This window comes from Luteimonas sp. TWI662 (assembly GCF_039673825.1).
GTDB lineage: Bacteria > Pseudomonadota > Gammaproteobacteria > Xanthomonadales > Xanthomonadaceae > Luteimonas.
This window is the reverse complement of the sequence record NZ_JBDJMI010000008.1, coordinates 57,596-81,098: the sequence shown is the minus strand read 5'-3', so window position 1 is coordinate 81,098 and position 23,503 is coordinate 57,596. Positions and strand designations below refer to the sequence as shown.

Below are 23,503 nucleotides of genomic sequence, written 5' to 3'. Positions count from 1 at the left end.
AGGCGAGGGCGCTTTAGTTCGCCTTGTGGATCGCGCGCTTGTCGACGGCCATCGCGGCGTCGTGGACGACTTCCGACAGCGAGGGATGCGCGTGGCAGATCCGCGCCAGGTCGTCGGCCGAGCCCTTGAACTCCATGGTCAGCACGCCTTCGTGTACGAGCTCGGAGACATTGGCCCCCACCAAGTGCATGCCCAGCACGCGGTCGGTCTCGGCGTGCGCGAGCACCTTCACGAAGCCGGCCGGCTCGACCATCGCGACCGCACGGCCGTTGGCGGCGAACGGGAAGCTGCCGGCCTTGTACGGGATGCCCTCGGCCTTGAGCTGCTGCTCGGTCTTGCCGACCCAAGCCAGTTCGGGCTCGGTGTAGATGACCCACGGGATCGTGTCGAAATTGACGTGGCCCGGCAGGCCGGCGATGAGTTCGGCGACGGCGATGCCTTCCTCGAAGCCCTTGTGCGCCAGCATCGGGCCGCGCACGCAGTCACCGACCGCCCAGACGCCGTCGACGCCGGTATGGCAATGGTCGTCGACCTGGATCTGGCCGCGGTCGGTCAGCTTCACGCCGGTGCCTTCGGCCAGCAGGCCCTGGCTGGCGGCCTTGCGGCCGACGGCGACCAACAGCTTGTCGACGGTGATCGACTGCTCGCCGTCCTTGTCGGCGTAGCTGACGACGACTTCCTTCTTCTTGCCCTTGCCGGTCACTTCGGTCTTGGAGACCTTCGCGCCGAGCTTGATGTCCAGGCCCTGCTTCTTGAATTCCTTGAGCGCGGCCTTGCCGACTTCGGCATCGGCGGCGGCGAGGAAGTCGGGCAGTGCTTCGAGGATCGTGACTTCGCTGCCCAGGCGCTTCCAGACGCTGCCCAGCTCCAGACCGATGACGCCGGCCCCGATCACCGCCAGGCGCTTGGGCACCTCGGTAAAGTCCAGGCCGCCGACGTTGTCGACGATGGTCTCGCCGTCGAACTTCGCGAACGGCAGCTCGATCGAATCGGAGCCCGCGGCGATGATGACATTCGTGCCGGTCAGCTCGATCTCCGCGCCGTCGTGCTGCTTCACCTTCACCACGCGGTCGGGGTGGAGCGTGGCGAAGCCGTAGAACGGCGTGACCTTGTTGGCCTTGAACAGCATCGCGATGCCGCCGGTGAACTGCTTGACGATCTGGTCCTTGCGGCCAACCATCGCGCCGACGTCGATCTTGGCATCCTTGAAGCTGATGCCGTGGTCGCCAAAGATGTGGCCCATGTTCCAGAACTGGCGCGAAGAATCGAGCAGCGCCTTCGACGGGATGCAGCCCACGCGCAGACATGTGCCGCCGAGCGCCGGCTTGCCGTCCTTGCCGAGCGCGGCGTCGATGCACGCGACCTTCATGCCCAGCTGCGCGGCGCGGATGGCGGCGTGGTAGCCGGCCGGGCCGGCGCCGATGACGACGACATCGAATTTCTGCTGTTCGCTCATTTCATTCGCTCACGTGATGGGGGATTCGTGATGGGGAGGGCCCAGGCCCGATGCGCGGGGCGATCCGGTCTTGGGCTTTCAACAGCCACGGGCCGGCATCACCACGCACGCATCCCCAATCACGGCATCGCATGCAACGGGCTTAGAGCCCGAGCAGCATGCGGTGCGGATTTTCCAGCTGGTTCTTGATGTCGACCAGGAACAGCACCGCGTCCTTGCCGTCGATGATGCGGTGGTCGTAGGAGATCGCGATGTACATCATCGGGGCGGCGACGACCTGGCCGTTCTCGACGATCGCGCGTTCCTTGATCGCGTGCATGCCCAGGATCGCCGACTGCGGCGGGTTGACGATCGGCGTGGACATCAGCGAGCCGAAGGTGCCGCCGTTGGTGATCGTGAACGTGCCGCCCTGCAGGTCGTCGAGGCCCAGCTTGCCGTCGCGCGCCTTCTTGGCGTAGTCGGCGATGCCCTGTTCGATCTCGGCAAAGCCCATGCGCTCGACGTTGCGCAGCACCGGCGTGACCAGGCCCTTGTCGGTGGAGACCGCGATCGAGATATCGGCATAGCCGTGGTAGATGATGTCGTCGCCATCGACCGAGGCGTTGATGATCGGGTAGCGCTGCAGCGCGTTGGCCACGGCCTTGGCGAAGAAGCTCATGAAGCCGAGCTTGATGCCGTGTTCCTTCTGGAACTGTTCGCCCAGCTCCTTGCGCAGCGCCATCACCTTGCCCAGGTTGACCTCGTTGAACGAGGTCAGCATCGCAATCGATTCCTTGGACTGCATCAGGCGCTCGGCGATGCGCTTGCGGATGCGGGTCATCGGCACGCGCTCTTCGGGACGGGCGCCGCCCGACACGCCGGGGGTCTTGCCGGCGGCGTAGTTGAGCAGGTCTTCCTTGGTCACCGCGCCGCGGCGGCCGGTGCCTTCGACCTGCGACGGGTCGATGCCCTGGCTCTGGGCGGTGAAGCGCGCACCAGGCGGCAGGTCGGCGGTCTTGTCGCCGGAGACCGACTGCGGCTTGGTCGAGGACGGCGCCTTGTCGTCGGCCTGCTTGGCCTGCGGCTTGGACTGCACTTGCTCGGCACCGGCAGCCGGGGCTTCCTTGTCCTGATTGCCCGACTCGGCGGCCGGCGGCGCGGCCGCGGCGGCGCCTTCCTCGATGATCGCGATGACCTGCTGGCTGTTGACCGTCGCGCCTTCCTCGAACTTGATCTCCTTGATCACGCCATCGACGGTCGAGGGCACTTCGAGCACGACCTTGTCGGTCTCCAGATCGACGATGTTCTCGTCGCGGCTGACCGCATCGCCGGCCTTCTTGTGCCAGGTGGCGATGGTGGCGTCGGACACGGATTCGGGCAGGACCGGGACTTTGATTTCAGTGGCCATGTGGCTTCCTGGGAAAAGCGTGGAATGTGGGGATGCGATCGGAAACTATTCGGACAGAACCTTGCCGGCGAGGTCGTTGACCAGCGCGTCGGCAATGAGCTGCTGCTGCTCGGCGACGTGGTCGTTGAAATGACCGACGGCCGGAGAGGGCGAGCGCGCGCGGCCGGCGTAGTGCAGCGACTGCTTGGGCCCGGAGCAGAACTCGAGGTGGTGCTTGATCTGGTACCAAGCGCCCTGGTTCTGCGGCTCCTCCTGACACCAGACCACCTCGGTGGCCTTGGAGAAGCGTTCGAGCTCGGCGGTCAGCAGCGCGCGCGGGAACGGATAGAGCTGCTCGACACGGACCAGCGCGACGTGGTCCAGCGACTGCTTGCGGGCTTCTTCGAGCAGGTCGTAATAGACCTTGCCCGAACACACGACCACGCGCTTGACCTTGGCCGGATCGGCGTCGTTGTCCGGGATCAGATGCTGGAATTCGCCGTTGGCGAGCTCGTCGAGGGTCGACACGGCGAGCTTGTGGCGCAGCAGCGACTTGGGCGTCATGACGACCAGCGGCTTGCGGGTGGTCATGCACAGCTGGCGCCGGATCATGTGGAACGCCTGGGCCGGCGTGGTCGGTACGCAGACCATCATGTTGTCGAGCGCGCACAGCTGCAGGAAGCGCTCCAGGCGGGCCGAGCTGTGCTCGGGACCCTGGCCTTCGTAGCCGTGCGGCAGGAACAGCGCCAGGCCGCACAGACGCTGCCACTTGGCTTCGCCCGAGGACAGGAACTGGTCGATGACGACCTGGGCGCCGTTGGCGAAGTCGCCGAACTGGCCTTCCCAGATGCACAGCGTGCCCGGCTCGGACGAGGCGTAGCCGTACTCGAACGCCATGACCGCCTCTTCGCTGAGCAGCGAGTCGATGATCGTGGCGTCCTCGGGGTTCTTCACCAGCTGGCGCAGCGGAATGTAGTCTTCGCCGTCCTGCTGGTCGTGGAGCACCGCGTGACGGTGGAAGAACGTGCCGCGGCCGCTGTCCTGGCCGACCAGCCGCAGCCGGTTGCCGGCATCGAGCAGGGTCGCGTAGGCGAGGTTCTCGGCAAAGCCCCAGTCGCCGGGAAGCTCGCCGGCGGCCATCTTGCGGCGGTCCTCGTAGATCTTGGCCACGCGCGGGTGCAGGTGCACCGAGTCGGGCAGGGTGGTGATCGTCTTGGCGAGCGCCTTGAGCTTGTCGACCGACACCCGGGTGTCGAGCGTGTCGCTGAGCCGGCCGGCAAGATAGGGATCCCAGTCGATCGTCAGTTCGTAGTCCGACGGCTTGGCGTCGGCCAGCTCCACGGTGACCTCACCGGCATCGAGCTTGTCGCGGTAGCGGTCGACGATCGCCTTGGCGTCGGCCTCGGCGAGCACGTCCTCGGCGGCCAGCCGCGCTGCGTAGAGCTCGCGCGGCGTCTTGTGCTTGCGGATCACCTGGTACATCAGCGGCTGGGTCGCCGCCGGCTCGTCGGCCTCGTTGTGGCCGTGGCGGCGGTAGCACACCAGGTCGATGACCACGTCCTTGCCGAAGGTCTGGCGGAAGTCGTAGGCCAGTTCGGCGCAGAACACGACCGCCTCGGGATCGTCCGCGTTCACGTGCAGCACCGGGGCGCCGACCATCTTGGCGACATCGGTGCAGTACAGCGTGGAGCGCGCGTCCTGGCGATCGCTGGTGGTGAAGCCGACCTGGTTGTTGATGACCACGTGGACCGTGCCGCCGACCGCGAAGCCGCGGGCCTGCGACATCTGGAACAGCTCCATGTTCACGCCCTGGCCGGCGAACGCCGCGTCGCCGTGCAGCAGCACCGGCAGCACGACCTTGCGCTCGGTGTCGCGGCGGCGGTGCTGGCGCGAACGAACGCTGCCGGCGACCACCGGGTTGACGATTTCCAGGTGCGAGGGATTGAACGCGAGCGCCAGGTGGACGGCGCCGCCGGGCGTGGCCAGGTCGGCCGAGAAGCCCATGTGGTACTTCACGTCGCCGGTGTGGGCGCGATCGTCGTCCTGGTGCTCGAACTTGCCTTCGAACTCGTCGAACAGCCGGCGCGGATTCTTGCCGAGCGTGTTGACCAGCACGTTGAGGCGGCCGCGGTGGGCCATGCCGATGACGATGTCCTTGACGCCGTCCTTGCCGGCGCGCTGGATCACGTTGTCGAGCAGCGGGATCAGGGCGTCGCCGCCTTCGAGCGAGAAGCGCTTCTGGCCGACGTACTTGGTGTGCAGATAGCGTTCCAGGCCCTCGGCCGCGGTCAGCCGCTCGAGGATGCGCTTCTTCTCCTCGGGGCTGCGCGCGAACCGGCCGCCGGCATTCTCGAGCCGGGTGTAGAGCCAGTTGCGCTGCTCGAAGTCCGGGATGTGCATGAACTCGGCACCGATCGGACCGGCATAGGTCGCCTTGAGCAGTGCCAGCAGGTCGCGCAGCTTCATGCGCGGCTGGCCGCCCACGCCGCCGGTGCTGAACTCGTCGTCGAGGTCGGCTTCGGTGAGCTGGTGGAACGGCAGCCCCAGGTCCGGCGGGTTGACCGGCGGGGTCATGTCCAGCGGGTCGAGCCGGGCGCCCAGGTGGCCGCGCGAGCGGTAGGCGGTGATCAGTCGGCCGACATGGCGTTCGCGCTCGTCACCGGCGCCCGAGGCCTGCGCCTGGACCACGCCGCGCGCGGCTTGGCGACCGGCATCGGCGACCGCCGACAGCACCGCCGAGTGCGGCACGTCGCCGGCCTCGCGGCCCTTGAAGGTGTCGAACCACCGTTTCCAGTCCGTCCCGACGCTGTCGGGGGCCACGAGATACTGCTCGTACAGGTCTTCGATATAGGCGGCATTGGCGCCGAACTGCGACGACTGCGCAAACTGCTTCAGGAGACTGTCCACGTCTGGCGATTCGGACTCTTTGGGGAGGGGGGTGCGGCGTGCCGGAAAGCCGGAAAAAGCCGGAATCTGGCGGCCATTGAGGTCACGACAGTATACGCGTGTCCTCCGCTGCGATGCACCCCGCGCGGCCGCATGCGCTGGCCTCGTGCCGCGGTCGAAGGCGTCTGCGCACCCTGTGCGCCGAGGCTGGTGCCGGGCGTGGCGGTCAAAGGCCGAGCGCGCGCAGCTCGGTCGCCGGACGTGAACGCTCCCACACCGTCTCGAACGCCTGCACCAGTCGGCGCGCCCGGCCAGGCAGCGTGGTCGCCGCTTCCCCCTCGATTCGGTGCGCGAGCGGTCGGACGACGAAGCCGCCGACGTCGTTGACGAGCACGGCGCCGGCGAAGCCGCGGTCGGCTGCGGTGTCGACCTCGCGGATCGCGAACGCGCTCGGCAACCGCTGCGCCAGCGCCACCAGGGGCGGCGGGCCGGTCCGCAGCGCGGCCGCGTCCTGCAGCAGAATGCGTGCGCCGCCGCCGCGCCCGGCGGTCGCAAACCGCTGCAGCGCGCGCAGGACCTCGGGATGATCGTAGAGGCCGGGGTCGAGGTCGTGGCTGCGCAGCCACAGGCCGCGGCGGGCGGACAGGATCACCGTCGTGCTGGCCGCGACCGCAGTCTCCAGGTCCTCCACTGCGAAAGCGGCCTGCGCATGCCGATGCATCGCACGATGCACGATGCCCGCTTCGACGACCTGCGGCCCCTCCGCGACGAAACCGTGGCGTGCATACAGGTTCATCGCGTGCAACTGGGCGTGCAGATGGGTGTGGGGCAGGCCGTCGGCCTGCGCCAGGTCGAGCAAGGCCCGCAGCAGCGCATCGCCGATGCCCCGGCCGCGCCGGTCGGCGCGCACCGCCAGCCGGCCGATCCGGCCGTCCGGCGCCAGGCGGCCGGTGCCGACCGCCGTGCCGTCGGTGTCGACCGCCAGCACGTGCCGGCACTGCGCATCGAGCGCATCGCGCTCCAGCGCGGCCGGCACGCCCTGTTCTTGCACGAAGACCTGCTCGCGCAGGGCCTGCGCGGCGGCCATGTCGGCGTCGTTCGCGATCGGAAAGACCCGGAGCGACGCCGGCACGCTCACGCGTCCTCGGGACGGGCCAGCGTGTAGTGGCCCTGTTCGAGCAGGGCGTAGACCGCGGCGCGTCCCGCTGGCGACAGCGCCGCGTGGTCGGCGGCGTCGATGCGGGCAGCGGCGGCCAGGCGCTGGGCGTCGCGGATCGACAGCGCGAACGCGCTGCCCGAGACGAACAGCCGTGCGCCGCGTGCCGCGCGGCGCCAGGCGGCGCGCGAGAACGGATTGCGCAGCAACACCGCCCGACCGCTGGTGAGCAGTGCATCGACCTCTTCCGGCGGAGGCGGCGTTTCGCCCGCGACCACCTGGTGGGCATTGCGGTACCCGGTCATGAAGCGGCCGAACCAGTCGCCCAGGCGGTCGGGGTCGTTCATGCGGATGGCGTTGAGCGCCTCGACCACGCGGCCCATCGTCGCCGCGTCGATCTCGTTGGGGTCCTTGGGCGGCGTGAGCGTCTCGTCGTGGTAGCGCACCGCGTCGTCGGCCTCGGCGGCCAGCGTGTCGATGTAGTCGCCCATCAGTTCGGCGGCTGACGGCGCCCGCATGCCCACCGACAGCGTCAGGCACGCATCTTCGGCCACGCCGTGATGCGGCACCATCGGTGGCAGATAGAGCATGTCGCCGGGACCGAGCACCCAGTCGTGGGTCGGCGTGAACTCGCGCAGCAACTTCAACTCGACATCGTCGCGGAAGTCCTGCGACGGCAGACCGTGGCCGAGCGAATGCGAGGCGTCGATCATCCAGCGGCGATGGCCCAGGCCCTGCAGCAGGAACACGTCGTAGTGATCGACGTGCGCGCCGACCGAGCCGCCGGTCGCAGCGAAACTGACCATGATGTCGTCGATGCGCCAGCGCGGCAGGAACGAGAAGTGCGGCAGCAGCGCGGCGACGTCGGCGTCCCACTTGTCCACGTCCTGGACCAGCAGCGTCCAGTCCCGGTCGCCCAGGCCCGGGAAGATGGCCTCGTCGAACGGGCCGGTCTCGACCTGCCAGCCATCGTTGGCGCGGTCGTGGCGGATCAATCGCGACAGTGCCAGTTCCTCGCAGGCCAGGCCGGCGAGGTCCTCGGGCTGCAGCGGGGATTGGAAGCCGGGAAAGGCGTTGCGGATGAGCAGCGGCCGCTTGTGCCAGTAGTCGCGCAGGAAGCGGGCAGGGGGCATGCCGAGCGGGCCGTGGCGGCCGGCATCGATCTCGAAGGGGAGGGCTTTCATGCGCGCAAGCGTACGTGATCGGCCGGGGGCGCGCATTGCGTGCGCGCATGGACGCGGCGGGCGCTTTCGGGCAGCCGGCGCCTCGTCCGAGGCGGGCCTGCGCTGCGCGCTGGGGCTACAGCACGCGGTTGTCGTGGCCGTCGTCGTGCACGTCGGGCGTGTTGCTCGGGTTGACCGTATTGCTGGCGCCCTCGAACTCGACCGACGCGACATTGCGCGCGAGCACGGTGTTGCGGTCGCCGCCGATCTGCACGTTGCCGGCCTCGGTGAGGTTGAGGGTGTTGTCGCTGCCGGTCACCACGACGTCGCCGACGCGGCGATTGAGGACGGTGACATGGTCGCCGTCGACCCGGAGCGAGGCCGCATGGTCGACGTTGATCGCGCCTCGCGAGGCGGTCACCACGACCTCACCGCAGGCCCCGTCGAGCACGAGATGAAAGTCGTCGCGCGTCACCTGCACATCCTGCCCGGCGCACATGGCGCCGCTGGCCGGATCGCGCAACGCACCCGAGGCGGTCGGCGGTGCCTCCTCGCGGGGCCTGGACGTCGCATCGTCGGCAGGCCCGCCGCAGGCGACCAAGCTCGCGGCGACGACGTGCAGCGCGAGGACGGTGACCGAGCGGGACACGGAGCGGCGCATGGGCAAGCCTGGGCAAGGGCTGGATGACCGCAGCCTGCGCTGCGGTGCGTGCAGGCGGCGTCGCGCCAACCGGCGCGCGCCGTATGCAGAGGTCAGATCGCGCGGGCCAACTGCTCGGCCAGCCCGGTGTAGGCCCCGGGCGTCAGCGCGCGCAACCGCGCCTTGTCGGCCTCCGGCAGGTCGAGGCCGTCGACGAAGGCGCGCATGGACTCGGCGGTGATGCCCTGGCCGCGGGTCAGCGCCTTGAGCTGCTCGTAGGGGTTGGGCAGCCCATGGCGACGCATGACGGTCTGCACGGCCTCGGCCAGCACTTCCCAGGCCGCATCCAGGTCCTGCGCCAGACGCTCGGGGTTGGCGCTCAGCTTGCCCAGTCCGCGCAGCAGCGCGTCGAGCGCGATCTGGGTATGGCCGAACGCCGTGCCCAAGGCGCGCAGCACGGTGGAGTCGGTGAGGTCGCGCTGCCAGCGGCTGATCGGCAGCTTGGCGGCGAAATGCTCGAACAGCGCATTGGCGATGCCGAAATTGCCCTCGGCATTCTCGAAGTCGATCGGGTTGACCTTGTGCGGCATCGTCGAGCTGCCGATCTCGCCGTCCTTGAGTGCCTGCTTGAAGTAGCCCAGCGAGATGTAGCCCCACACGTCGCGGCACAGATCGATGCCGATGGTGCCCATGCGGCGGGTGGCGTCGGCGATCTCGGCGACGCAGTCGTGCGGCTCGATCTGGGTGGTGTAGGGGTTGAACTCGATGCCCAGGGACTCGACGAAGCGGCGCGAGAACGCCGGCCAGTCGATATCCGGATACGCGGCGATGTGGGCGTTGTAGTTGCCGACCGCGCCGTTGATCTTGCCGGTCAGCGGCACCGCCGCGAGCTGCTCGCCCTGGCGCTGCAGCCGCGCGACGACGTTCGCAAGCTCCTTGCCGACGGTCGTGGGCGACGCGGTCTGGCCGTGGGTGCGCGAGAGCAACGGCAACGCCGCATGGGTGTGCGCCATCTCGCGCAGCGTCGCAATCAGCCGGTCGAGCGTGGGCAGCAGCACATGCTGGCGCGCCTTGCTGAGCATCAGCGCATACGAGAGGTTGTTGATGTCCTCGCTGGTGCAGGCGAAATGCACGAACTCCAGCGCCGGCGCGAGTGCGGCATCGTCCTTGAGCCGCTCCTTGATGAAGTATTCGACCGCCTTGACGTCGTGGTTGGTGGTGCGCTCGATCTCCTTCACGCGCGCGGCGTCGGCGACCGAGAAGTCTTCGGCCAGCGCCTGCAGCGTCGCACGCGCGGCCGCGTCGAACGCCGGCAATTCCGCGATGCCCGGCTCGTCGCCCAGCGCGATCAGCCACTCGATCTCCACCCGCACGCGCGCCCGGATCAGGCCGTACTCGGAGAAGATCGGCCGCAGCGCATCGACCTTGCCGGCATAGCGGCCATCGAGCGGAGACAGGGCGAGCAGGGCGGCGTCGGCGGTGCGGGAGTCGGTCATTGGACGGGAGCGCGGCGGGCGAAGCGGTCATTTTAGCCTGCATGGCGCTCGCGTATCCTTCCCAGGACCATCCCATCCGCCAGCGACCACGCCAGCCGGACCCTTTTCCTCCAAGGAGCCGAACGAATGAGCACGTCAGCGAACGCCCCGGCGTTCCGGATCGAACACGACAGCATGGGCGACCTGCAGGTCCCCGCCGATGCCCTGTGGGGCGCCCAGACCCAGCGCGCGGTGCAGAACTTCCCGGTCTCCGGCCGGCCGATGCCGCGCGGCTTCATCCGCGCGCTGGGCCTGATCAAGGCCGCGGCTGCCGACGTCAATACCGGCCTGGACCTGCTGCCGGGCCGGCTGGGCAAGGCGATCCGCGCCGCTGCGCTCGAGGTCGCCGACGGGGCGCACGACGCGCACTTCCCGATCGATGTCTACCAGACCGGTTCTGGCACGTCGTCGAACATGAACGCCAACGAGGTCATCGCGACGCTGGCCTCGCGGGCCGGCCGACCGGTGCACCCCAACGACCACGTCAACCTCGGCCAGAGTTCCAACGACGTCGTGCCGACCGCGATCCGCGTCTCGGCGCAACTGGCGGTGGTCGAGGACCTGCAGCCGGCGCTCAAGCACCTGCGGCGCACGATCGAGCGCCGCGCCAAGTCGCTGCAGAAGGTGGTCAAGACCGGGCGCACGCATCTGATGGATGCGATGCCGCTGACCTTCGGCCAGGAGTTCGGGGCCTGGGCCTCGCAGCTGGCCTCCGCCCAGGCGCGGCTGGAGGACACGCTCAAGCGTCTGCGCCGGCTGCCGATCGGCGGCACCGCGATCGGTACCGGCATCAATGCCCATCCGCAGTTCGGCCGCAAGGTTGCGCGCGCGCTCTCGACCCTGACCCGGACCCGGTTCGAATCGGCCGACGACAAGTTCGAGGGCATCGCGGCCCAGGACGATGCGGTCGAACTGTCGGGCCAGCTCAATGCGCTGGCGGTCGCGCTGATCAAGATCGCCAACGACCTGCGCTGGATGAACTCCGGCCCGCTCGGCGGCCTGGGCGAGATCGAGCTGCCGGCGCTGCAGCCGGGCAGCTCGATCATGCCCGGCAAGGTCAATCCGGTGATTCCCGAGGCGACGGTCATGGCGGCCGCCCAGGTCATCGGCCACCACACCGCGATCACGGTCGCCGGGCAGACCGGCAACTTCCAGCTCAACGTCGCGCTGCCGCTGATCGCAGCCAACTTGCTCGATTCGATCCAGTTGCTCGCCAACGTGTCGCGGCTGCTGGCCGACCAGGCGATCGCCGGCCTCAAGGTCCGCCGCGACAACGTCGACGCCGCGCTGGCGCGCAACCCGATCCTGGTCACCGCGCTCAACCCGATCATCGGCTACGAGAAGGCCGCCGCGATCGCCAAGCGCGCCTACAACGAGGAGCGACCGGTGCTGGATGTCGCGCTGGAGGACAGCGGACTGTCGGCCGCCGATCTGCGCGCGCTGCTCGATCCGGCCGCGTTGACCCGGGGTGGCATCCACGAGGGTGCGGGTGGCGGCGGATAGTCCGGCACAGGCGGCAATCATTCCCCCGCAGGAGGCGATCACCTTCCCCCGCAGCGCGGGGGGGGGCGATGCGTGCAGCGCGTCGGGTGGGGGCACGGGCTTGTCGCAGCGACGCGCCTTCCGATGGGGCCGTTCGCGTTACCTGGGGGTGTCGTTGCGCCCCAGGCACGCGGTGCAGGCCGCTTCGCTGAAACGGCCCTCGCAGAGGCCGCGCACCTGCGCCGGCGGCAGGCCGCCGGGCACTTCCTCGGCGAGGCCGCCGCGAAACAGCGTGCAGGTCGGTGCCGACAACGCGGCGACTTCCGGCAGTTGCACCTGCACGCGGCCATCGACCGACTGGCTCAGGCGCGCGCCGTCGGCATCCGCGCGCAGGTCCAGCATTCGGCCGCCGTGCCAGATCTGCAGTGCGGCGGCGCCGTCGGGGCCGGCGACGAACAGCGCACTCTGGCGTTCTCGGCCGTCGAGGGTCAGGCCGACGTTGTCGCCGTCGTCCCAGGTCACGTAGCCGCCGCGTTCCTGGCCGCTGCGGTCGTAGAGCATGACGCCGGCCGCGGCGCTGCCGCGATCGACGCGTTTGCCGTCGATCACCGCATCGGGCAAATCGCCGGAGACGCGCACGCGCTCGACGCCTGCCGGATCGACGACGACCAGTTCGCGTAGCCGCAAGCGGTCCGGAAGCTCGGTTGTCGATGACCGCAGCCAGAGGGCGATGCAGGCAATCGCCAGCAGCAGGCAGACGGCACCCAGCCCGAACACGGCGAGACGATGGCGGCGCTCGATCGCATCGAGGCGGTGGTGGATATCGGGATGCATGGGACGCGCCTTCCTTGGATCGGCTCGGTGACCCGAACCGGGCTACGGTGTCGTCTCGCCCGCTGCGGCCTCCACCGCCGCGCCCTTGTGTTCGGCGACATCCTCGCGGCAATCGTCGATGTCGGCGGCAGTCATCGTGGCGTAGGGTTGGAACGCCGGCAGGGCGCTCGCCAGCGTCTGCTGGGATTGGAGCAACGGCGGCAGCAGATCGCACAGCTTGCGCGCCTCGGCCTCGATGCGCGCGCCTTCTGCCTCCATGCGCGCCTCGAAGACATCGGACTTGCCCGACAGCACGCTGGTGATGGCGCCCTTGGCGGCGTCCGCACCGAGCCGCGCACCCTGCATGCCGATCGCGATGCCGGCATCGGCGATCGCCAGGATATGTCCACGGTGCGCCAGCAGCAGTTCGCGCTGGGCCGCGTCGATGGCCGAAGGCTTGCCTGCGATCAACAGGTCGCCCGCCGGGCTGATCTCGGCCCTGGGCAGGTGCGCGGTCCGCCCGTCCTTGTCGCCGACGCGGACCCCGTTGATATCGACGCCCCCGCTGCCCTTGCCGCCGATGGCGATGTTGCCCTCGGCCAGTTCGGCACGGGCCGCGTGGAGCGCGCGACGCGTGGTGCGTGCAACGAAGCCATCGTCGGCCGCGGCTGCGGTGGTCTCGTCGGTCGCAGGCGCAGTCGCGGTCGCATCGATCGCGGGATCGCGGCTGCAGCCCGGAAGTGCGGCGGTGCAGGCGAGCAGCAGCGCCAAGGAAAGCGTGTTCGAGCGAAGAAAACGAGGCATGGACCCGCTCCTGGAATGGATGAGGGCGAAAGCGTCAGCGCTTGCGCGGGAGATCGACGGTGCCACGCACTTCGCGCACCAGGACGTCGCCGCTGCCCTTCGACGAGACGATCAGGTCGCCAGCGACGCGTTGCGCATCCAGGTCGCCCGAGCCGATCGAATCGACGCGCACGCTGCCCGACGCGTCGCGGATCTCGACATCGCCCGAGCCGATGCTGCCGATGCGGATATCGCCGCCGACACGGTGCAGTTCGAGATCGCCGGAGCCGACGCTGCCGACCTCGACGTCGTGGCGGATCGCTTGCGCGCTCACGTCGCCCGAGCCCACCGACAGCAGTTTCAGCTCGCCCGCGTCCTCGACCACGATGTCGCCCGAGCTGGTCTTGACCGTCGCGCGGCCGGCGATCCGCCGCAGTTCGGCGTCGCCCGAGCCGACATCCGCGCTGGCCGCTGCGACCCCGGTCACCCAGGCCTCGCCCGAACCGGCGATGACCTGCACCAGCACATCGGCGGGCACCTGGCCGGACACATCGAGGTAGGCATAGCGGGGGCCGAACAAGCCGCCCGTGGGCGCGCGCCCCAGCTTCACCGTCAGCACTTCGCCGGCGCGGCTGACATCGACCGTCAACGACGCCAGCGCCGAGGAACTCGATGCGCAGGCGCGGCCGCGCAGGTGCGCGTCTGGCTGTGCGGCGCCCTCGACGCGCAAGGTGTGATGACCGATCTCGAAACGGACGATGCGGATCCCCTCGAAGTCCATCGCCGCTTCGCGTGGTTCGCTGTGGCGGCACTGCGGCGCATCGTCGGCCTGTGCGCCCAGCGGCGCGGCGAGCATGGACGCAATGAAAGCGAAGGCGGAGGCGCGGGAACCGGAAGGCGATTTCATCATCAAGAGTCCTGTGGTTGGCCCGGGCCGGTGCTCGGGTGATGGTGCGGGCGATGGGATGAACGGGGACGTTGCGACGTGCGCCGAGGCGTCGCCCAGGGACGGGTCAGCGCGATGCGAAGCTGCGCCGCACCTCGTCGCGGCAGGAGTCGGCATCGCGGGCCTCCAGCCGTGCATAGGGACGGAACGCGGGTAGATCCGCCGCCAACTGCTGCTGGGCGACATGCAGCGCCGGCATGCGCGCGCAGATCTGCAGTGCGCCGGGTTCCACGATCTGGCGTACGTTCCGCTCGATGCGGCGCTCCAGACTGCCGGTCAGGGCGCTGAACACGAGCCCGAACGTGCCGCGGTCCACGGCGTCCACAGCCGCCAGCGCCGCGACCTCGCCCATGTCGATGCCGGTGCGTGCGATCTCGATGACCAGGCCGCGGTAGGCCAGCAGTTGCTGACGTTGGTGGGCGTCGATGGCCACGGCGCGGTCATCGATGAGGAAGTCGCCGCGCGGCGTGATCGCGGCGCGCGGCAGCTTGGCGTCGCGATCGCGCTTGCGGCGCCCGTCGCGATCGAACCGCAGGCTGTCGCGGACATCAAGGTCCTCGGTCTCCAGCTCGGTGCGGGCCTTGGCGAGATCGGCCCTGATCTCCTGTCGCGCGTCGGCGAGCTCGCGACGCACCTCGTCGCGGACGCTGTCCTGCGGTGGGGCGGACCACGCGGCCGGCGACAGGCCCAGAGCGAACACGGCGAGCGCGGAAAAGGCGGCGGACTTCATGGATGGATGCTCCTTGCGGTCGTCAAATGGGATGCCCAAGGGTGTGGTCAGCCTTCCTCGCGCCAGCGGCGCAACCGGATCGCCAGCGCGATCATCAAGGCGCCGGCCACGATGCCGACCCACATCGAGGGCGTGGTGAAGTTCGCGTAGACCCCGGTCACGCTGAGCAGGTTGCTGATCTGGTCGCCGCTGGCCGCGGCGTGCTGCAGATACGACAGGTCCGCGCCGGTCAGCGGCACGGTGCCCAGCAGCAGCCGCGCGATCACGTTGTTCCACAGCCAGTGACGGTCCAGGCCCACCAACTGCAGCAGCCCGGTCATCGACGCGGCCGCGCCGATGGCCAGCGGCAGCAGCACCGCCCACAGGAACGGCTTGCTGCGCGCCCAGGCCGAGCACAGCAGCAGCCAACCGATGGTCGGCAGCGCCCATGCGGCGTAGACCGGGATCGCGGCGACCAACTGCGCGGCGAGCAGAAAGGCCATGCCGTTGCCCCACAGCAGCGGCAGCGGATTGGCGCCGTGCGCGGCGGCGGCCACGCTCAGCGCCGTCAGGAACAGCAACATGACGACGATGGCGATCGCGGTCGAGATTGCCGGGATCACGAAGGCGGCGGTGACGACCTTCGACAGCACGGTCGCGGTGTCCGACACCGGCAGCGACTTCCAGAACAGCACGCTGCGGTCGCGACGGTCGTCGTAGAGCGCGCCCAGGCAATAGAAGAACGCGACGAAGATCATCACCATGTACGGCCAGGCCGCCGACATCAGCAGGGTGGCATAGAGACCGTCGGCGAGTTCGCGCAGGTCGTCGCCGCTGAGCTGGCTGGCCAGTGCGCTCAGGTCCAGCCCATTGATGGTGACGCCTTCGTACTCGATCCGCGAGCCGCTGGCGATCTGGCGGCGTGCGACGAAGATCATCGTGATCAGCAGGCCCACCGACAGCAGCAGCGACAGGCTGCCTGCGATCAGCGGCGCCCACAGCATGCCGCCGCGGTGCTCCCAGTATTCGCGGCGCAGCAGTAGCCCGAACCGGTGGGTGGCATGGGGCGGCGTGCGCGCAGGTGCGGGCGCGGCGACGGTCTCGATGGTGGCATTCATGCGTAGGCTCCCTTCATCGTGGCCACGAACAGATCCGCCAGACCGGGCGTGCGGGTCTCGCCATACGCCGCCAGCGCGGCAGCGGGCACGTTGTCGAACAGCATCACGGTCTTGCCGAACGGCAGGGACCGCTCGTCGATCGGGCGATGGGCGCGGGCGGCTTCGAGCTGGTCGGCCTCGACCAGGACCTCGACGAAGCGCTCGGCGACATCGTCCATCGGTGCGTCGAGCACGATCCGGCCGTCGCGGATGAACAGCACGTCGGTGAGGATGTGTTCGATCTCCTCGACCTGGTGGGTGGTGACGACGATGGTCTTCTGTTCGTCGAAGTAGTCCTCCAACAGGCGCTGGTAGAACTGCTTGCGGTAGAGGATGTCCAGGCCGAGCGTGGGCTCGTCGAGCACCAGCAGCCGAGCGTCGATCGCCATCACCAGCGCCAGATGCAGCTGCACGATCATGCCTTTGGACATTTCGCGCACGCGCTGTTTGGGGCGCAGTTTGGTATTGGCCAGGAAGCGCTCGCAGCGCGCGCGATCAAAGCGCGGGTGCACGCCCTCGACGAAGTCGATCGCGTCGCGGACCCGCATCCAGCGCGGCAGCACCGCGACATCGGCGATGAAGCACACATCGTTCATCAGCGCATCGCGCTCGCGGCGCGGGTCGCGGCCCAACACCGACAGGTCGCCATCGCAACGGATCAGGCCGAGGATCGCCTTGAGCGCGGTGGTCTTGCCGGCCCCGTTGGGGCCGATCAGTCCGACGATGCGTCCGGCGGGGATCTGGAAACTGGCGCCGGCGAGCGCGCGCGTGCCCTTGTAGGTCTTGTCGAGGTTGCGCGCGGAGATGACGGGGGCGTCGAGCACGGCGTTCATGCATTGGCTCCATGGCCGATGGATTGCAGCAGGTCCTGGGCCGACAGCCCCAGGCGTTCGATCCGTTCCACGACCAGCGGCCATTCTTCGTGCAGGAAGCGCTCGCGCTCGCTGGTGCGCAGCTTGCGGGAGGCTTCTTCGGTCACGAACATGCCCAGGCCGCGGCGCTTCTCGACCAGCGCCTCGTCGGCCAGTTCCTGGTAGGCGCGCGAGACGGTGATCGGGTTGAGCTGGTATTCGGCGGCGACCTGGCGTACCGAGGGCAGCGCGTCGCCGGGCTTGAGCACCCCGTCGAGCATCATCGCGATCACCCGCTCCTTGAGCTGTCGGTAGATCGGGGCGCCGTCGCTCCATTCGATGTTGGCCATGTCAGCCCCTCCCGCCGGTGCCCCGGGCGAATGAGAAGTAGGGCATCGCGATCGCGCTGCGGCCACGCCGGCTGCGGCTGCGCGGGGCAGCGTCCTGCGGTTCGGCATCGCCGATGGCGACGTCGCGGGCGGCGGCCGTGGTCGCGACGTTCAGTCCGCCTGCCGCCGAAGCGGTGGCGTCGCGGCCGGCCGACAGCGAGGGGGCAGCGGCCAGCAACACGGCGCACAGGGCCGCAGCGGAAACGCCACATGCGATGATCGGGGTCTGGAGCCTGCGGGTCATGGGACCGTCCTGCTCTGGTGGGTAGGTGTTGTAGGAAACTATAACACCACGGCAGGGGGTGTCAATGCCTCGCGAGGCGGACGTCCACCCAACTGATGGCATACGAAGGCCGGTGCCTTCACGGGAGTGCGCGATGCGAAGAATCCACCTGTCCATGATCCTGGCGACCTGTGCGGCGGGCCTGCTGGCCGCGTCACTGGCGATTGCGCAGTCGGCGCCGGGAGGCTCCGACCTGCTCGGCCACAGCTTTCGTCCGCTGGCCGGCCGCGAGCCGGTCGATCTGCGACGGACCTACGGCGGCGACGTGCTGCTGATCGTCAACACCGCCAGCAAGTGCGGCTTCACGCCGCAGTTCGAGGCCCTCGAGGGCCTGCATGCGCGTTATCGCGGGCAGGGCTTTGCGGTGCTTGGATTTCCGTCGGGCGATTTCAAGGAACAGGAGTTCGAGGACGAGCAGGCAATCCAGGACTTCTGCACGCTGACCTACGGGGTGAAGTTCCCGATGTTCCAGAAAGTGCACGTGGTCGGTCCGGACGCGGCGCCGCTGTACCGCCAACTGGCGGCGGCGACCGGGCAGGCGCCGCAGTGGAATTTCCACAAGTATCTGGTCGGGCGCGATGGCCGGGTGCTGGCGCAATGGGGCAGCCGGACCAAGCCCGACGACCCGCAGATCGTCGCTGCCATCGAGCGCGCGCTGCAGGCACCGCGACCGGCTGCGCGCTGAAGCGCATCTGAGTCGTCGCAGGTCGAGATTGCCCCGCGCCGCGCTGGCCGCGACAATAATCGGCTGCATCGCCCTGACCGGGCAGGAGAACCAACGGATGTCCAATCTGATGCGCGCCGGGGTCGTGGCGCTGCTCATCGCCGTCGGTGCCCAGGCCGGCGCCGCCGAGCCGGCCGCCGATCGCACCCAGACCAGTTATGTGGTCGGCCTGGATGTCGGCCGCTCGCTGGGCCAGGTGGGCGCGGACCTGGACATGCGCGTTTTCGAGCAGGCGCTCGCGAGCGCGCTCGACGGCAAGCCGCCGTCGCTGCCGCCCGAGGAGACCCGACAGCTTGGCGTGGCGCTGGCCCAGCGCATCGCGGCGCGCAGCGGTCGTCCGGTGCCGGGCCTGCCGCCGGGCAGCGAGCCGCCCGCGATCGACACGACCAAGGTCAGCCAGATGGTGGCGGTGGATATCGCCCGATCGCTCGCGCCGCTCAAGGACGAGATCGAGGTCGCACCGCTGGTGCGTGCGGTCGCCGACTCGATCGCAGGCCGGCCGCCGACGCTCGACGAGGCGCGGATCGCGCAGATCCGCGAGGCGATGGCGGGCCGGACCCAGGCACGCGCCGCCAATGCCGCCGAGGCCAATCGCCGCGCCGGCGCGGCGTTCATGGCCGGCAATCGCGGCAAGCCCGGGGTGTTCGCCACCGCGTCGGGGATCCAGTACAGCGTCGAGCGGCAAGGGCAGGGGCCGCGCCCGCGTGCGGGCGATCGCGTCCGCGTGCATTACCGCGGCACGCTGCTCGACGGCACCGAGTTCGACAGTTCCTACGGACGCGGCGCGCCTGCGGTGTTCGGCCTGGACCAGGTCATCGCCGGTTGGACCGAGGGCCTGCAACTGATGCCGGTCGGCGGCAAGTACCGGTTCTGGATCCCGGGCGACCTGGCCTACGGGCCGAAGGGCAGCCCGCCCAACATTCCCGCCAACGCCACACTGGTGTTCGACGTCGAGCTGATCGACATTCTCTGATCGCGTTTCCATTCCCGCGGCGTTTCGCTGCCGCTTTCGCACGCTCAATTCCGCAATCCTTTTTCCCGGAGTCCTTCAAGATGAAGACCACATCGCGTATCGCCCTCGTCGGCCTGGTGGCCGTGCTGCCGCTGGCGATGATCGCCTGCAAGCCGATCGACAAGGAGACCGGCAAGCCGGTCCAGGGCGCCGCCGACGCCAGCGGCGAGGCCGCCAGCAGCACCGAGATCGCCGGGCTCAAGACCGAGCGCGAACAGGTGAGCTACATCATCGGCAACCAGATGGGCGAGTCGCTCAAGCAGGTCAAGGACGAGATCGACCTCAAGACCCTGCAGCGCGCAATCGCCGAGACGCTCGACGACAAGGCCATCGAGATCACCGACGAGCAGGCGATGAAGGTGATGCAGTCCTTCGGTGAGCGCATGCAGGCCAAGCAGCTTGCCGAGATGCAGGAGAAGGCGAAGACCAACGCCGCCGAGGCCGAGAAGTTCTTCGCCGAGAACGCCAAGCGAGAAGGCGTGCAGACCACGGCGTCGGGCCTGCAGTACCGCGTCGTTACCCAGGGCACCGGCGCCAAGCCCGGTCCCGAAGACACCGTGCGCGTGCACTACAAGGGCACGCTGCTCAACGGCGAGACCTTCGACAGCTCCTACGACCGTGGTGAGCCGGCGCAGTTCGCGCTCAACCAGGTGGTCCCGGGTTGGCAGGAAGGCCTGCAGCTGATGCCGGTCGGCAGCAAGTACGAACTGTGGATCCCGGCCAAGCTCGGCTACGGCGAGATGGGCTCGGGTCCGATCGGTCCGAACCAGGCGCTGACCTTCGAGGTCGAGCTGCAGGACATCGTCAAGTGATCCACGCACCGTCGCGGCGCGCATCGCCGGGCCGCGACGGTGGGGATGCCGTGCGATGACCGGTGCCAAGATCGATGCCGAGGTCCATTCGGCGCTCGAGCAGCGGGTGACCGAACTGGAGACGCGGCTGGCCTTCCAGGAACACACGATCTCCGAGCTCAACGACGCGCTCACCGCCGCGCGGCTCGAACTCGTGGCCCAGACCGGCCTGTTGCGCCGGGTCATGGACGACCTGCGCCAGGCGCGTACGGTGCAGTTTCCGGACCCGGGGCAGGAGCCGCCCCCGCCGCATTACTGACGCATCCGCATGATCGAAAGTCCAGTGCCGGGCCTGTGTGCCCGGTCGGTGTCCGCCACCGCTGTTTCATTGTTCACCATGTCCACTGTTTCCGTTCCAGGCGAGGTCCTTCCTCCATGAGCGATACCCTGCGCGACCAGTTGCTCGGTCTGGGCTTCAAGGCGCCGGCCAAACCGGCCAAGCCGCCACCGCGCCGCGACGAGCGCCGGGGACGTCCGGACGAGCGCCGCAGTGGCGGTAAGCGGGCCGAGGGGGGGCGACCGGATGGACCGGCGCGGCCGCCCGGCCGACGCGATGCACAGGGTCCACGCAAGCCGCGGCCGCCGCGCGAGGACATCGACCTGGCCAAGGCCTATGCGATCCGCGCCCAGCGCGAAAAGGACGAGCGCATCGAGGCCGAGCGCCAGCGGCAGGAACAGGCCCGGCTGCGCCGCGAGGCGCGCGCCAAGCTCGAAGCGTTCGTCAAGGACAAGGCGCTCAACCGCGCCGATGCCGATATCGCCCGGCATTTCGAATATGGCGGCAAGATCAAGCGCATCCATGTCGATGCCGAGCAACTGCGCGCGCTCAATGCCGGCGAACTCGGTGTGGTGCAGGTCAACGGCCGCTACCTGCTGGTGACCGCGGCGGTGCTGGCCGAGGCCGAAACGATGTTTGCGCAGGCGGTCGCGCTGAAGGTGGACCCGTCCACACCGGTGGGCGACGACCCCTACAGTGATCCCAAGTACCAAGTGCCCGACGACCTGGTCTGGTGATCATGCGCGCCGCCGGGCTGTGCCTCGCATTGTTGCCGGTCGGCGCCACCTGGGCGCAGGAGATCGCATTCGACCGACCGGGGATCGGGTTCTCGGCGGCCGTGCTCGCGCCCGGGCAGGTGGCCTGGGAGCAGGGCCTGCCTGACTTCGAGCGCGATCGCGACGAAGGCGTGCGCACGACTGAAACGACCTCCGGCAGTACGCTGCGCGTGGGCCTGGGCGCAGCGCTGGAACTGCAGCTGTCTGCGACGCCGTGGCAACGCAGCTCGACGCGCGTTGTCGGCGGCGCACGGCAGGTGGCCGAGGGCGCGGGCGACAGCAGCATCGGCCTGAAGTGGGCATTGCCCAGCGCCGGTGCGCTCGACTGGGCGCTGCTGGCGCGTTACGGCCTGGCGACCGGATCGCGCGGGCTGCGTCCCGACACCCACCTGCGCAGCTTTGGCGCGTCGGTCGAGGGCGAGACCGACGGCGGGCGCGGCTACGCGCTGTTCGCCGGCTATCAGCACGACGACGACGGCAGCGGCTGGCAGATCGCGCCGAGCCTGGACCTGTTCGAGGCCGGCACGTTCGCCGGCTATGTCGAGGCGGGTGTCGGCGGCGGAACGCAGGCCGGGACGGTCATCGGCAGCGGCCTGACCTGGCGTCCGCAACCGCGGGTGCAGTTCGACTTGTCGCTGCTGCGCGGTGTCGGCGGCGACGCGCCCGATTGGCAGGGCGGCTTCGGCGTTGCGGTCGGGTTCCGCTGACGGCGCGGGGGGCGACCGAGCGCACGGCAGCACGCGAGATTCTGCGTGACAATCCGACTCTGACCCTGGTTCTGGGGTGACTCAAGGCGCGCGGTACTCGGCAACCGGGCCCGCGACCCTGCGGCCGGCCTGCCAGACTGCTTCGATCGTGCGCAGGTTGCGGATGTCGGCCAGTGGGTCGGCGGCGACCACGATGAAGTCCGCACGTCGGCCCGGCTGCAGCAAGCCGCGGTCGTCCAGGCGCAGCAGGTGCGCCGAATCGCGGGTCGCCACCGTCAGCGCCTGTTGCGGGCTGAAACCGGCCTGCATCATCAGTTCGAGTTCGCGGTGCTCGGCGAAGCCCGGCACGCGGCGCGGCAGCGCGCCGGCATCGGTGCCGAACCCGATCCGGACGCCGGCCTCGCGCAGCGTCGACAGATTGCGCAGGTTCGTGGCGAGCGCGGCGCGCGCCTTCGCGGTCTGTGGGTCGCGCAGCGTGTCGGCACGCCACTGCGGATCGGACCACTGGGCGCGGACTGCCTCGGGCAATGCGTTGCGCAGGAATGGCGTTTCCAGCCACTCGGGATGCTCGGCATAGATGTAGTTCGCCTCGTCGATCTGCAGCGTCGCGATGTAACCGGCGCTCGAAGTGCGCAGCGCAGCGACGAATGCCGGGTCGACCGGCCGGTCGCGCACGCCGTGGGCGACGATGTCCAGGCCGCTGGCGACGAGATCGATGGCCGGCACGAGATCGTGGATATGCGCGGCGGCAAGCAGCTTCTGGCGATGGGCCTCGTCGATCGTGGCGCGATAGACCTCGGGTGCCATCGGCGGGGCCTGGCCGCCGAGGGCGTCGACCCACAACTTGACGATGTCGACGCCGTTTTCCGCCTGCGCCCGGACCGCGGTGCGGGCCGCGGCGGCGGTCGCCGGGCGCGCCACTGGATCGTGCACCAGACCCATGTTCGCGGCGGGCGGCGCGCCGCCGGGTGCGCCGATGCCGCCGCCTGCGCCGAGCAGTTGCGCACCCAGTGTCGGATCGCCGGTCACGGCGTTGCGAATGTCGCCGAACGCCGCGCCGTTCATGCCCAGCGACATCACCGTGGTGACCCCGTAGGCCTGGAACTGGCGCAGGTCGCGCACGACGTGCGTGCGGGTGTAGAAGCGGTCGCCGTGGGCAGTGCCCTCGGTGTTGCCGACGTGCGCGTGGGCGTTGACCAGGCCGGGCACGATGAACCGGCCGCGGTAGTCGATGCGCTCGGCGTCGATGGGCAGGTCGTCGGCGTCCGGCTGCGCGATGCGTGCGACGAGGCCGTCGCGGATCACCAGCGTGACCTGGCCCAGGTCGCGTTCGCCGTCGAACACCCGAGCATGCTCGATGACGATCGGCGGGGGCGAGGGCGGCGCATCGGCTTGCATGGTCGCCGATGGGCCGGTAACGGGACTGCAGGCGGCGGCCAGGCAACCGATCGCGGCCAACGTCAGGGCGCCGGCGGTACGGCGTCGAAGCATGCACAGATCCTCAGCGCGAAGCAGGCGCCGAGGATAGCGGGGCGGTCGTG

23 protein-coding genes are annotated in these 23,503 nt (G+C 69.4%); 7 read left to right on the top strand and 16 right to left on the bottom strand.

Translation table 11 applies throughout. From position 1 onward, the window contains the following. Positions 1-13: 13 nt before the first annotated feature. The 7 genes from lpdA to purB form a co-directional block, all read right to left on the bottom strand. Entirely contained in the window at positions 14-1,456 is a 1,443-nt protein-coding gene (gene lpdA / locus ABE488_RS07875) for a dihydrolipoyl dehydrogenase (RefSeq protein ID WP_346447728.1), read from the bottom strand. Between the two features lie 142 nt (positions 1,457-1,598). Further along, on the bottom strand, positions 1,599-2,843 hold the full coding sequence (gene sucB, locus ABE488_RS07870) for a dihydrolipoyllysine-residue succinyltransferase (RefSeq protein WP_346444314.1): 1,245 nt from the start codon (positions 2,841-2,843) through the stop codon (positions 1,599-1,601). A 45-nt stretch (positions 2,844-2,888) separates the two neighbouring features. After that, entirely contained in the window at positions 2,889-5,729 is a 2,841-nt protein-coding gene (locus ABE488_RS07865; protein ID WP_346444316.1) for a 2-oxoglutarate dehydrogenase E1 component, read from the bottom strand. Between the two features lie 205 nt (positions 5,730-5,934). Then, entirely contained in the window at positions 5,935-6,840 is a 906-nt protein-coding gene (locus ABE488_RS07860) for a GNAT family N-acetyltransferase (protein WP_346444318.1), read from the bottom strand. A 2-nt stretch (positions 6,841-6,842) separates the two neighbouring features. Then, positions 6,843-8,048: a cupin domain-containing protein gene (locus ABE488_RS07855; protein ID WP_346444319.1), complete on the bottom strand. Its 1,206-nt coding sequence runs from the start codon at positions 8,046-8,048 to the stop codon at positions 6,843-6,845. 115 nt (positions 8,049-8,163) lie between these two features. After that, positions 8,164-8,688: a DUF3060 domain-containing protein gene (locus ABE488_RS07850; protein ID WP_346444321.1), complete on the bottom strand. Its 525-nt coding sequence runs from the start codon at positions 8,686-8,688 to the stop codon at positions 8,164-8,166. A 92-nt stretch (positions 8,689-8,780) separates the two neighbouring features. After that, positions 8,781-10,163, bottom strand: a complete 1,383-nt coding sequence (purB, locus tag ABE488_RS07845) for an adenylosuccinate lyase (protein ID WP_346444322.1) — start codon at positions 10,161-10,163, stop codon at positions 8,781-8,783. Between the two features lie 126 nt (positions 10,164-10,289). Here purB and ABE488_RS07840 point away from each other — a divergent pair, with 126 nt between their 5' ends. After that, a complete protein-coding gene (locus ABE488_RS07840) occupies positions 10,290-11,705 on the top strand; it encodes a class II fumarate hydratase (protein ID WP_346447727.1) in 1,416 nt (471 codons plus the stop codon). Between the two features lie 138 nt (positions 11,706-11,843). On the opposite strand, the gene ABE488_RS07835 is transcribed toward ABE488_RS07840, so the two are convergent. The 8 genes from ABE488_RS07835 to ABE488_RS07800 all read right to left on the bottom strand — a co-directional run bounded on the left by ABE488_RS07835 (position 11,844) and on the right by ABE488_RS07800 (position 17,576). Beyond that, positions 11,844-12,518, bottom strand: a complete 675-nt coding sequence (locus ABE488_RS07835) for a hypothetical protein (protein WP_346447726.1) — start codon at positions 12,516-12,518, stop codon at positions 11,844-11,846. Between the two features lie 42 nt (positions 12,519-12,560). Then, positions 12,561-13,301, bottom strand: a complete 741-nt coding sequence (locus tag ABE488_RS07830; protein ID WP_346444325.1) for a hypothetical protein — start codon at positions 13,299-13,301, stop codon at positions 12,561-12,563. A 34-nt stretch (positions 13,302-13,335) separates the two neighbouring features. Further along, complete coding sequence (locus ABE488_RS07825) at positions 13,336-14,187, bottom strand: DUF4097 family beta strand repeat-containing protein (RefSeq protein ID WP_346447724.1); 852 nt, start codon at positions 14,185-14,187, stop codon at positions 13,336-13,338. 106 nt (positions 14,188-14,293) lie between these two features. After that, positions 14,294-15,079, bottom strand: coding sequence for a hypothetical protein (locus tag ABE488_RS07820; protein WP_346447722.1), 786 nt, complete (start codon positions 15,077-15,079; stop codon positions 14,294-14,296). Then, entirely contained in the window at positions 15,004-16,053 is a 1,050-nt protein-coding gene (locus ABE488_RS07815) for a hypothetical protein (RefSeq protein ID WP_346444328.1), read from the bottom strand. The genes ABE488_RS07820 and ABE488_RS07815 overlap by 76 nt, the downstream gene beginning before the upstream one ends. Further along, a complete protein-coding gene (locus tag ABE488_RS07810) occupies positions 16,050-16,925 on the bottom strand; it encodes an ABC transporter ATP-binding protein (protein WP_346444329.1) in 876 nt (291 codons plus the stop codon). Before ABE488_RS07810 ends, ABE488_RS07815 begins: the two co-directional genes overlap by 4 nt. Continuing rightward, positions 16,922-17,293 carry a GntR family transcriptional regulator gene (locus ABE488_RS07805; protein ID WP_346444331.1) on the bottom strand — a complete coding sequence of 124 codons (372 nt, stop codon included), beginning with the start codon at positions 17,291-17,293 and terminating at the stop codon, positions 16,922-16,924. Before ABE488_RS07805 ends, ABE488_RS07810 begins: the two co-directional genes overlap by 4 nt. Position 17,294: 1 nt before the next feature. Further along, positions 17,295-17,576, bottom strand: a complete 282-nt coding sequence (locus ABE488_RS07800; RefSeq protein WP_346444332.1) for a hypothetical protein — start codon at positions 17,574-17,576, stop codon at positions 17,295-17,297. A 133-nt stretch (positions 17,577-17,709) separates the two neighbouring features. Here ABE488_RS07800 and ABE488_RS07795 point away from each other — a divergent pair, with 133 nt between their 5' ends. The 6 genes from ABE488_RS07795 (at position 17,710) to ABE488_RS07770 (ending at position 21,962) form a co-directional block, all read left to right on the top strand. Then, on the top strand, positions 17,710-18,300 hold the full coding sequence (locus ABE488_RS07795; RefSeq protein ID WP_346444333.1) for a glutathione peroxidase: 591 nt from the start codon (positions 17,710-17,712) through the stop codon (positions 18,298-18,300). A gap of 97 nt (positions 18,301-18,397) precedes the next feature. Then, positions 18,398-19,312, top strand: a complete 915-nt coding sequence (locus ABE488_RS07790) for an FKBP-type peptidyl-prolyl cis-trans isomerase (protein ID WP_346444335.1) — start codon at positions 18,398-18,400, stop codon at positions 19,310-19,312. 80 nt (positions 19,313-19,392) lie between these two features. Further along, positions 19,393-20,163 (top strand): FKBP-type peptidyl-prolyl cis-trans isomerase, encoded by a 771-nt coding sequence (locus ABE488_RS07785; RefSeq protein WP_346444337.1) that lies wholly within the window; start codon positions 19,393-19,395, stop codon positions 20,161-20,163. A 55-nt stretch (positions 20,164-20,218) separates the two neighbouring features. After that, entirely contained in the window at positions 20,219-20,461 is a 243-nt protein-coding gene (locus ABE488_RS07780; protein ID WP_346444338.1) for a SlyX family protein, read from the top strand. Positions 20,462-20,577: 116 nt separating this feature from the next. Beyond that, positions 20,578-21,216, top strand: coding sequence for a DUF2058 family protein (locus tag ABE488_RS07775; protein ID WP_346444339.1), 639 nt, complete (start codon positions 20,578-20,580; stop codon positions 21,214-21,216). Between the two features lie 2 nt (positions 21,217-21,218). After that, positions 21,219-21,962 carry a transporter gene (locus tag ABE488_RS07770; protein WP_346444340.1) on the top strand — a complete coding sequence of 248 codons (744 nt, stop codon included), beginning with the start codon at positions 21,219-21,221 and terminating at the stop codon, positions 21,960-21,962. 81 nt (positions 21,963-22,043) lie between these two features. Here the strand turns inward: ABE488_RS07770 and ABE488_RS07765 are convergent, their stop codons facing one another. Further along, positions 22,044-23,453: an amidohydrolase family protein gene (locus tag ABE488_RS07765; protein WP_346447720.1), complete on the bottom strand. Its 1,410-nt coding sequence runs from the start codon at positions 23,451-23,453 to the stop codon at positions 22,044-22,046. Positions 23,454-23,503 lie beyond the last annotated feature (50 nt).

Excerpts from the sequence above, each read along its gene's own strand:
- lpdA (WP_346447728.1), bottom strand. The coding sequence starts at position 1,456 with ATGAGCGAACAGCAGAAATTCGATGTCGTCGTCATCGGCGCCGGCCCG.
- sucB (WP_346444314.1), bottom strand. The coding sequence starts at position 2,843 with ATGGCCACTGAAATCAAAGTCCCGGTCCTGCCCGAATCCGTGTCCGAC.
- ABE488_RS07855 (WP_346444319.1), bottom strand. The coding sequence starts at position 8,048 with ATGAAAGCCCTCCCCTTCGAGATCGATGCCGGCCGCCACGGCCCGCTC.
- ABE488_RS07850 (WP_346444321.1), bottom strand. The coding sequence starts at position 8,688 with ATGCGCCGCTCCGTGTCCCGCTCGGTCACCGTCCTCGCGCTGCACGTC.
- purB (WP_346444322.1), bottom strand. The coding sequence starts at position 10,163 with ATGACCGACTCCCGCACCGCCGACGCCGCCCTGCTCGCCCTGTCTCCG.
- ABE488_RS07840 (WP_346447727.1), top strand. The coding sequence starts at position 10,290 with ATGAGCACGTCAGCGAACGCCCCGGCGTTCCGGATCGAACACGACAGC.
- ABE488_RS07835 (WP_346447726.1), bottom strand. The coding sequence starts at position 12,518 with ATGCATCCCGATATCCACCACCGCCTCGATGCGATCGAGCGCCGCCAT.
- ABE488_RS07830 (WP_346444325.1), bottom strand. The coding sequence starts at position 13,301 with ATGCCTCGTTTTCTTCGCTCGAACACGCTTTCCTTGGCGCTGCTGCTC.
- ABE488_RS07825 (WP_346447724.1), bottom strand. The coding sequence starts at position 14,187 with ATGAAATCGCCTTCCGGTTCCCGCGCCTCCGCCTTCGCTTTCATTGCG.
- ABE488_RS07815 (WP_346444328.1), bottom strand. The coding sequence starts at position 16,053 with ATGAATGCCACCATCGAGACCGTCGCCGCGCCCGCACCTGCGCGCACG.
- ABE488_RS07810 (WP_346444329.1), bottom strand. The coding sequence starts at position 16,925 with ATGAACGCCGTGCTCGACGCCCCCGTCATCTCCGCGCGCAACCTCGAC.
- ABE488_RS07805 (WP_346444331.1), bottom strand. The coding sequence starts at position 17,293 with ATGGCCAACATCGAATGGAGCGACGGCGCCCCGATCTACCGACAGCTC.
- ABE488_RS07800 (WP_346444332.1), bottom strand. The coding sequence starts at position 17,576 with ATGACCCGCAGGCTCCAGACCCCGATCATCGCATGTGGCGTTTCCGCT.
- ABE488_RS07795 (WP_346444333.1), top strand. The coding sequence starts at position 17,710 with ATGCGAAGAATCCACCTGTCCATGATCCTGGCGACCTGTGCGGCGGGC.
- ABE488_RS07790 (WP_346444335.1), top strand. The coding sequence starts at position 18,398 with ATGTCCAATCTGATGCGCGCCGGGGTCGTGGCGCTGCTCATCGCCGTC.
- ABE488_RS07785 (WP_346444337.1), top strand. The coding sequence starts at position 19,393 with ATGAAGACCACATCGCGTATCGCCCTCGTCGGCCTGGTGGCCGTGCTG.
- ABE488_RS07780 (WP_346444338.1), top strand. The coding sequence starts at position 20,219 with ATGACCGGTGCCAAGATCGATGCCGAGGTCCATTCGGCGCTCGAGCAG.
- ABE488_RS07775 (WP_346444339.1), top strand. The coding sequence starts at position 20,578 with ATGAGCGATACCCTGCGCGACCAGTTGCTCGGTCTGGGCTTCAAGGCG.
- ABE488_RS07770 (WP_346444340.1), top strand. The coding sequence starts at position 21,219 with ATGCGCGCCGCCGGGCTGTGCCTCGCATTGTTGCCGGTCGGCGCCACC.
- ABE488_RS07765 (WP_346447720.1), bottom strand. The coding sequence starts at position 23,453 with ATGCTTCGACGCCGTACCGCCGGCGCCCTGACGTTGGCCGCGATCGGT.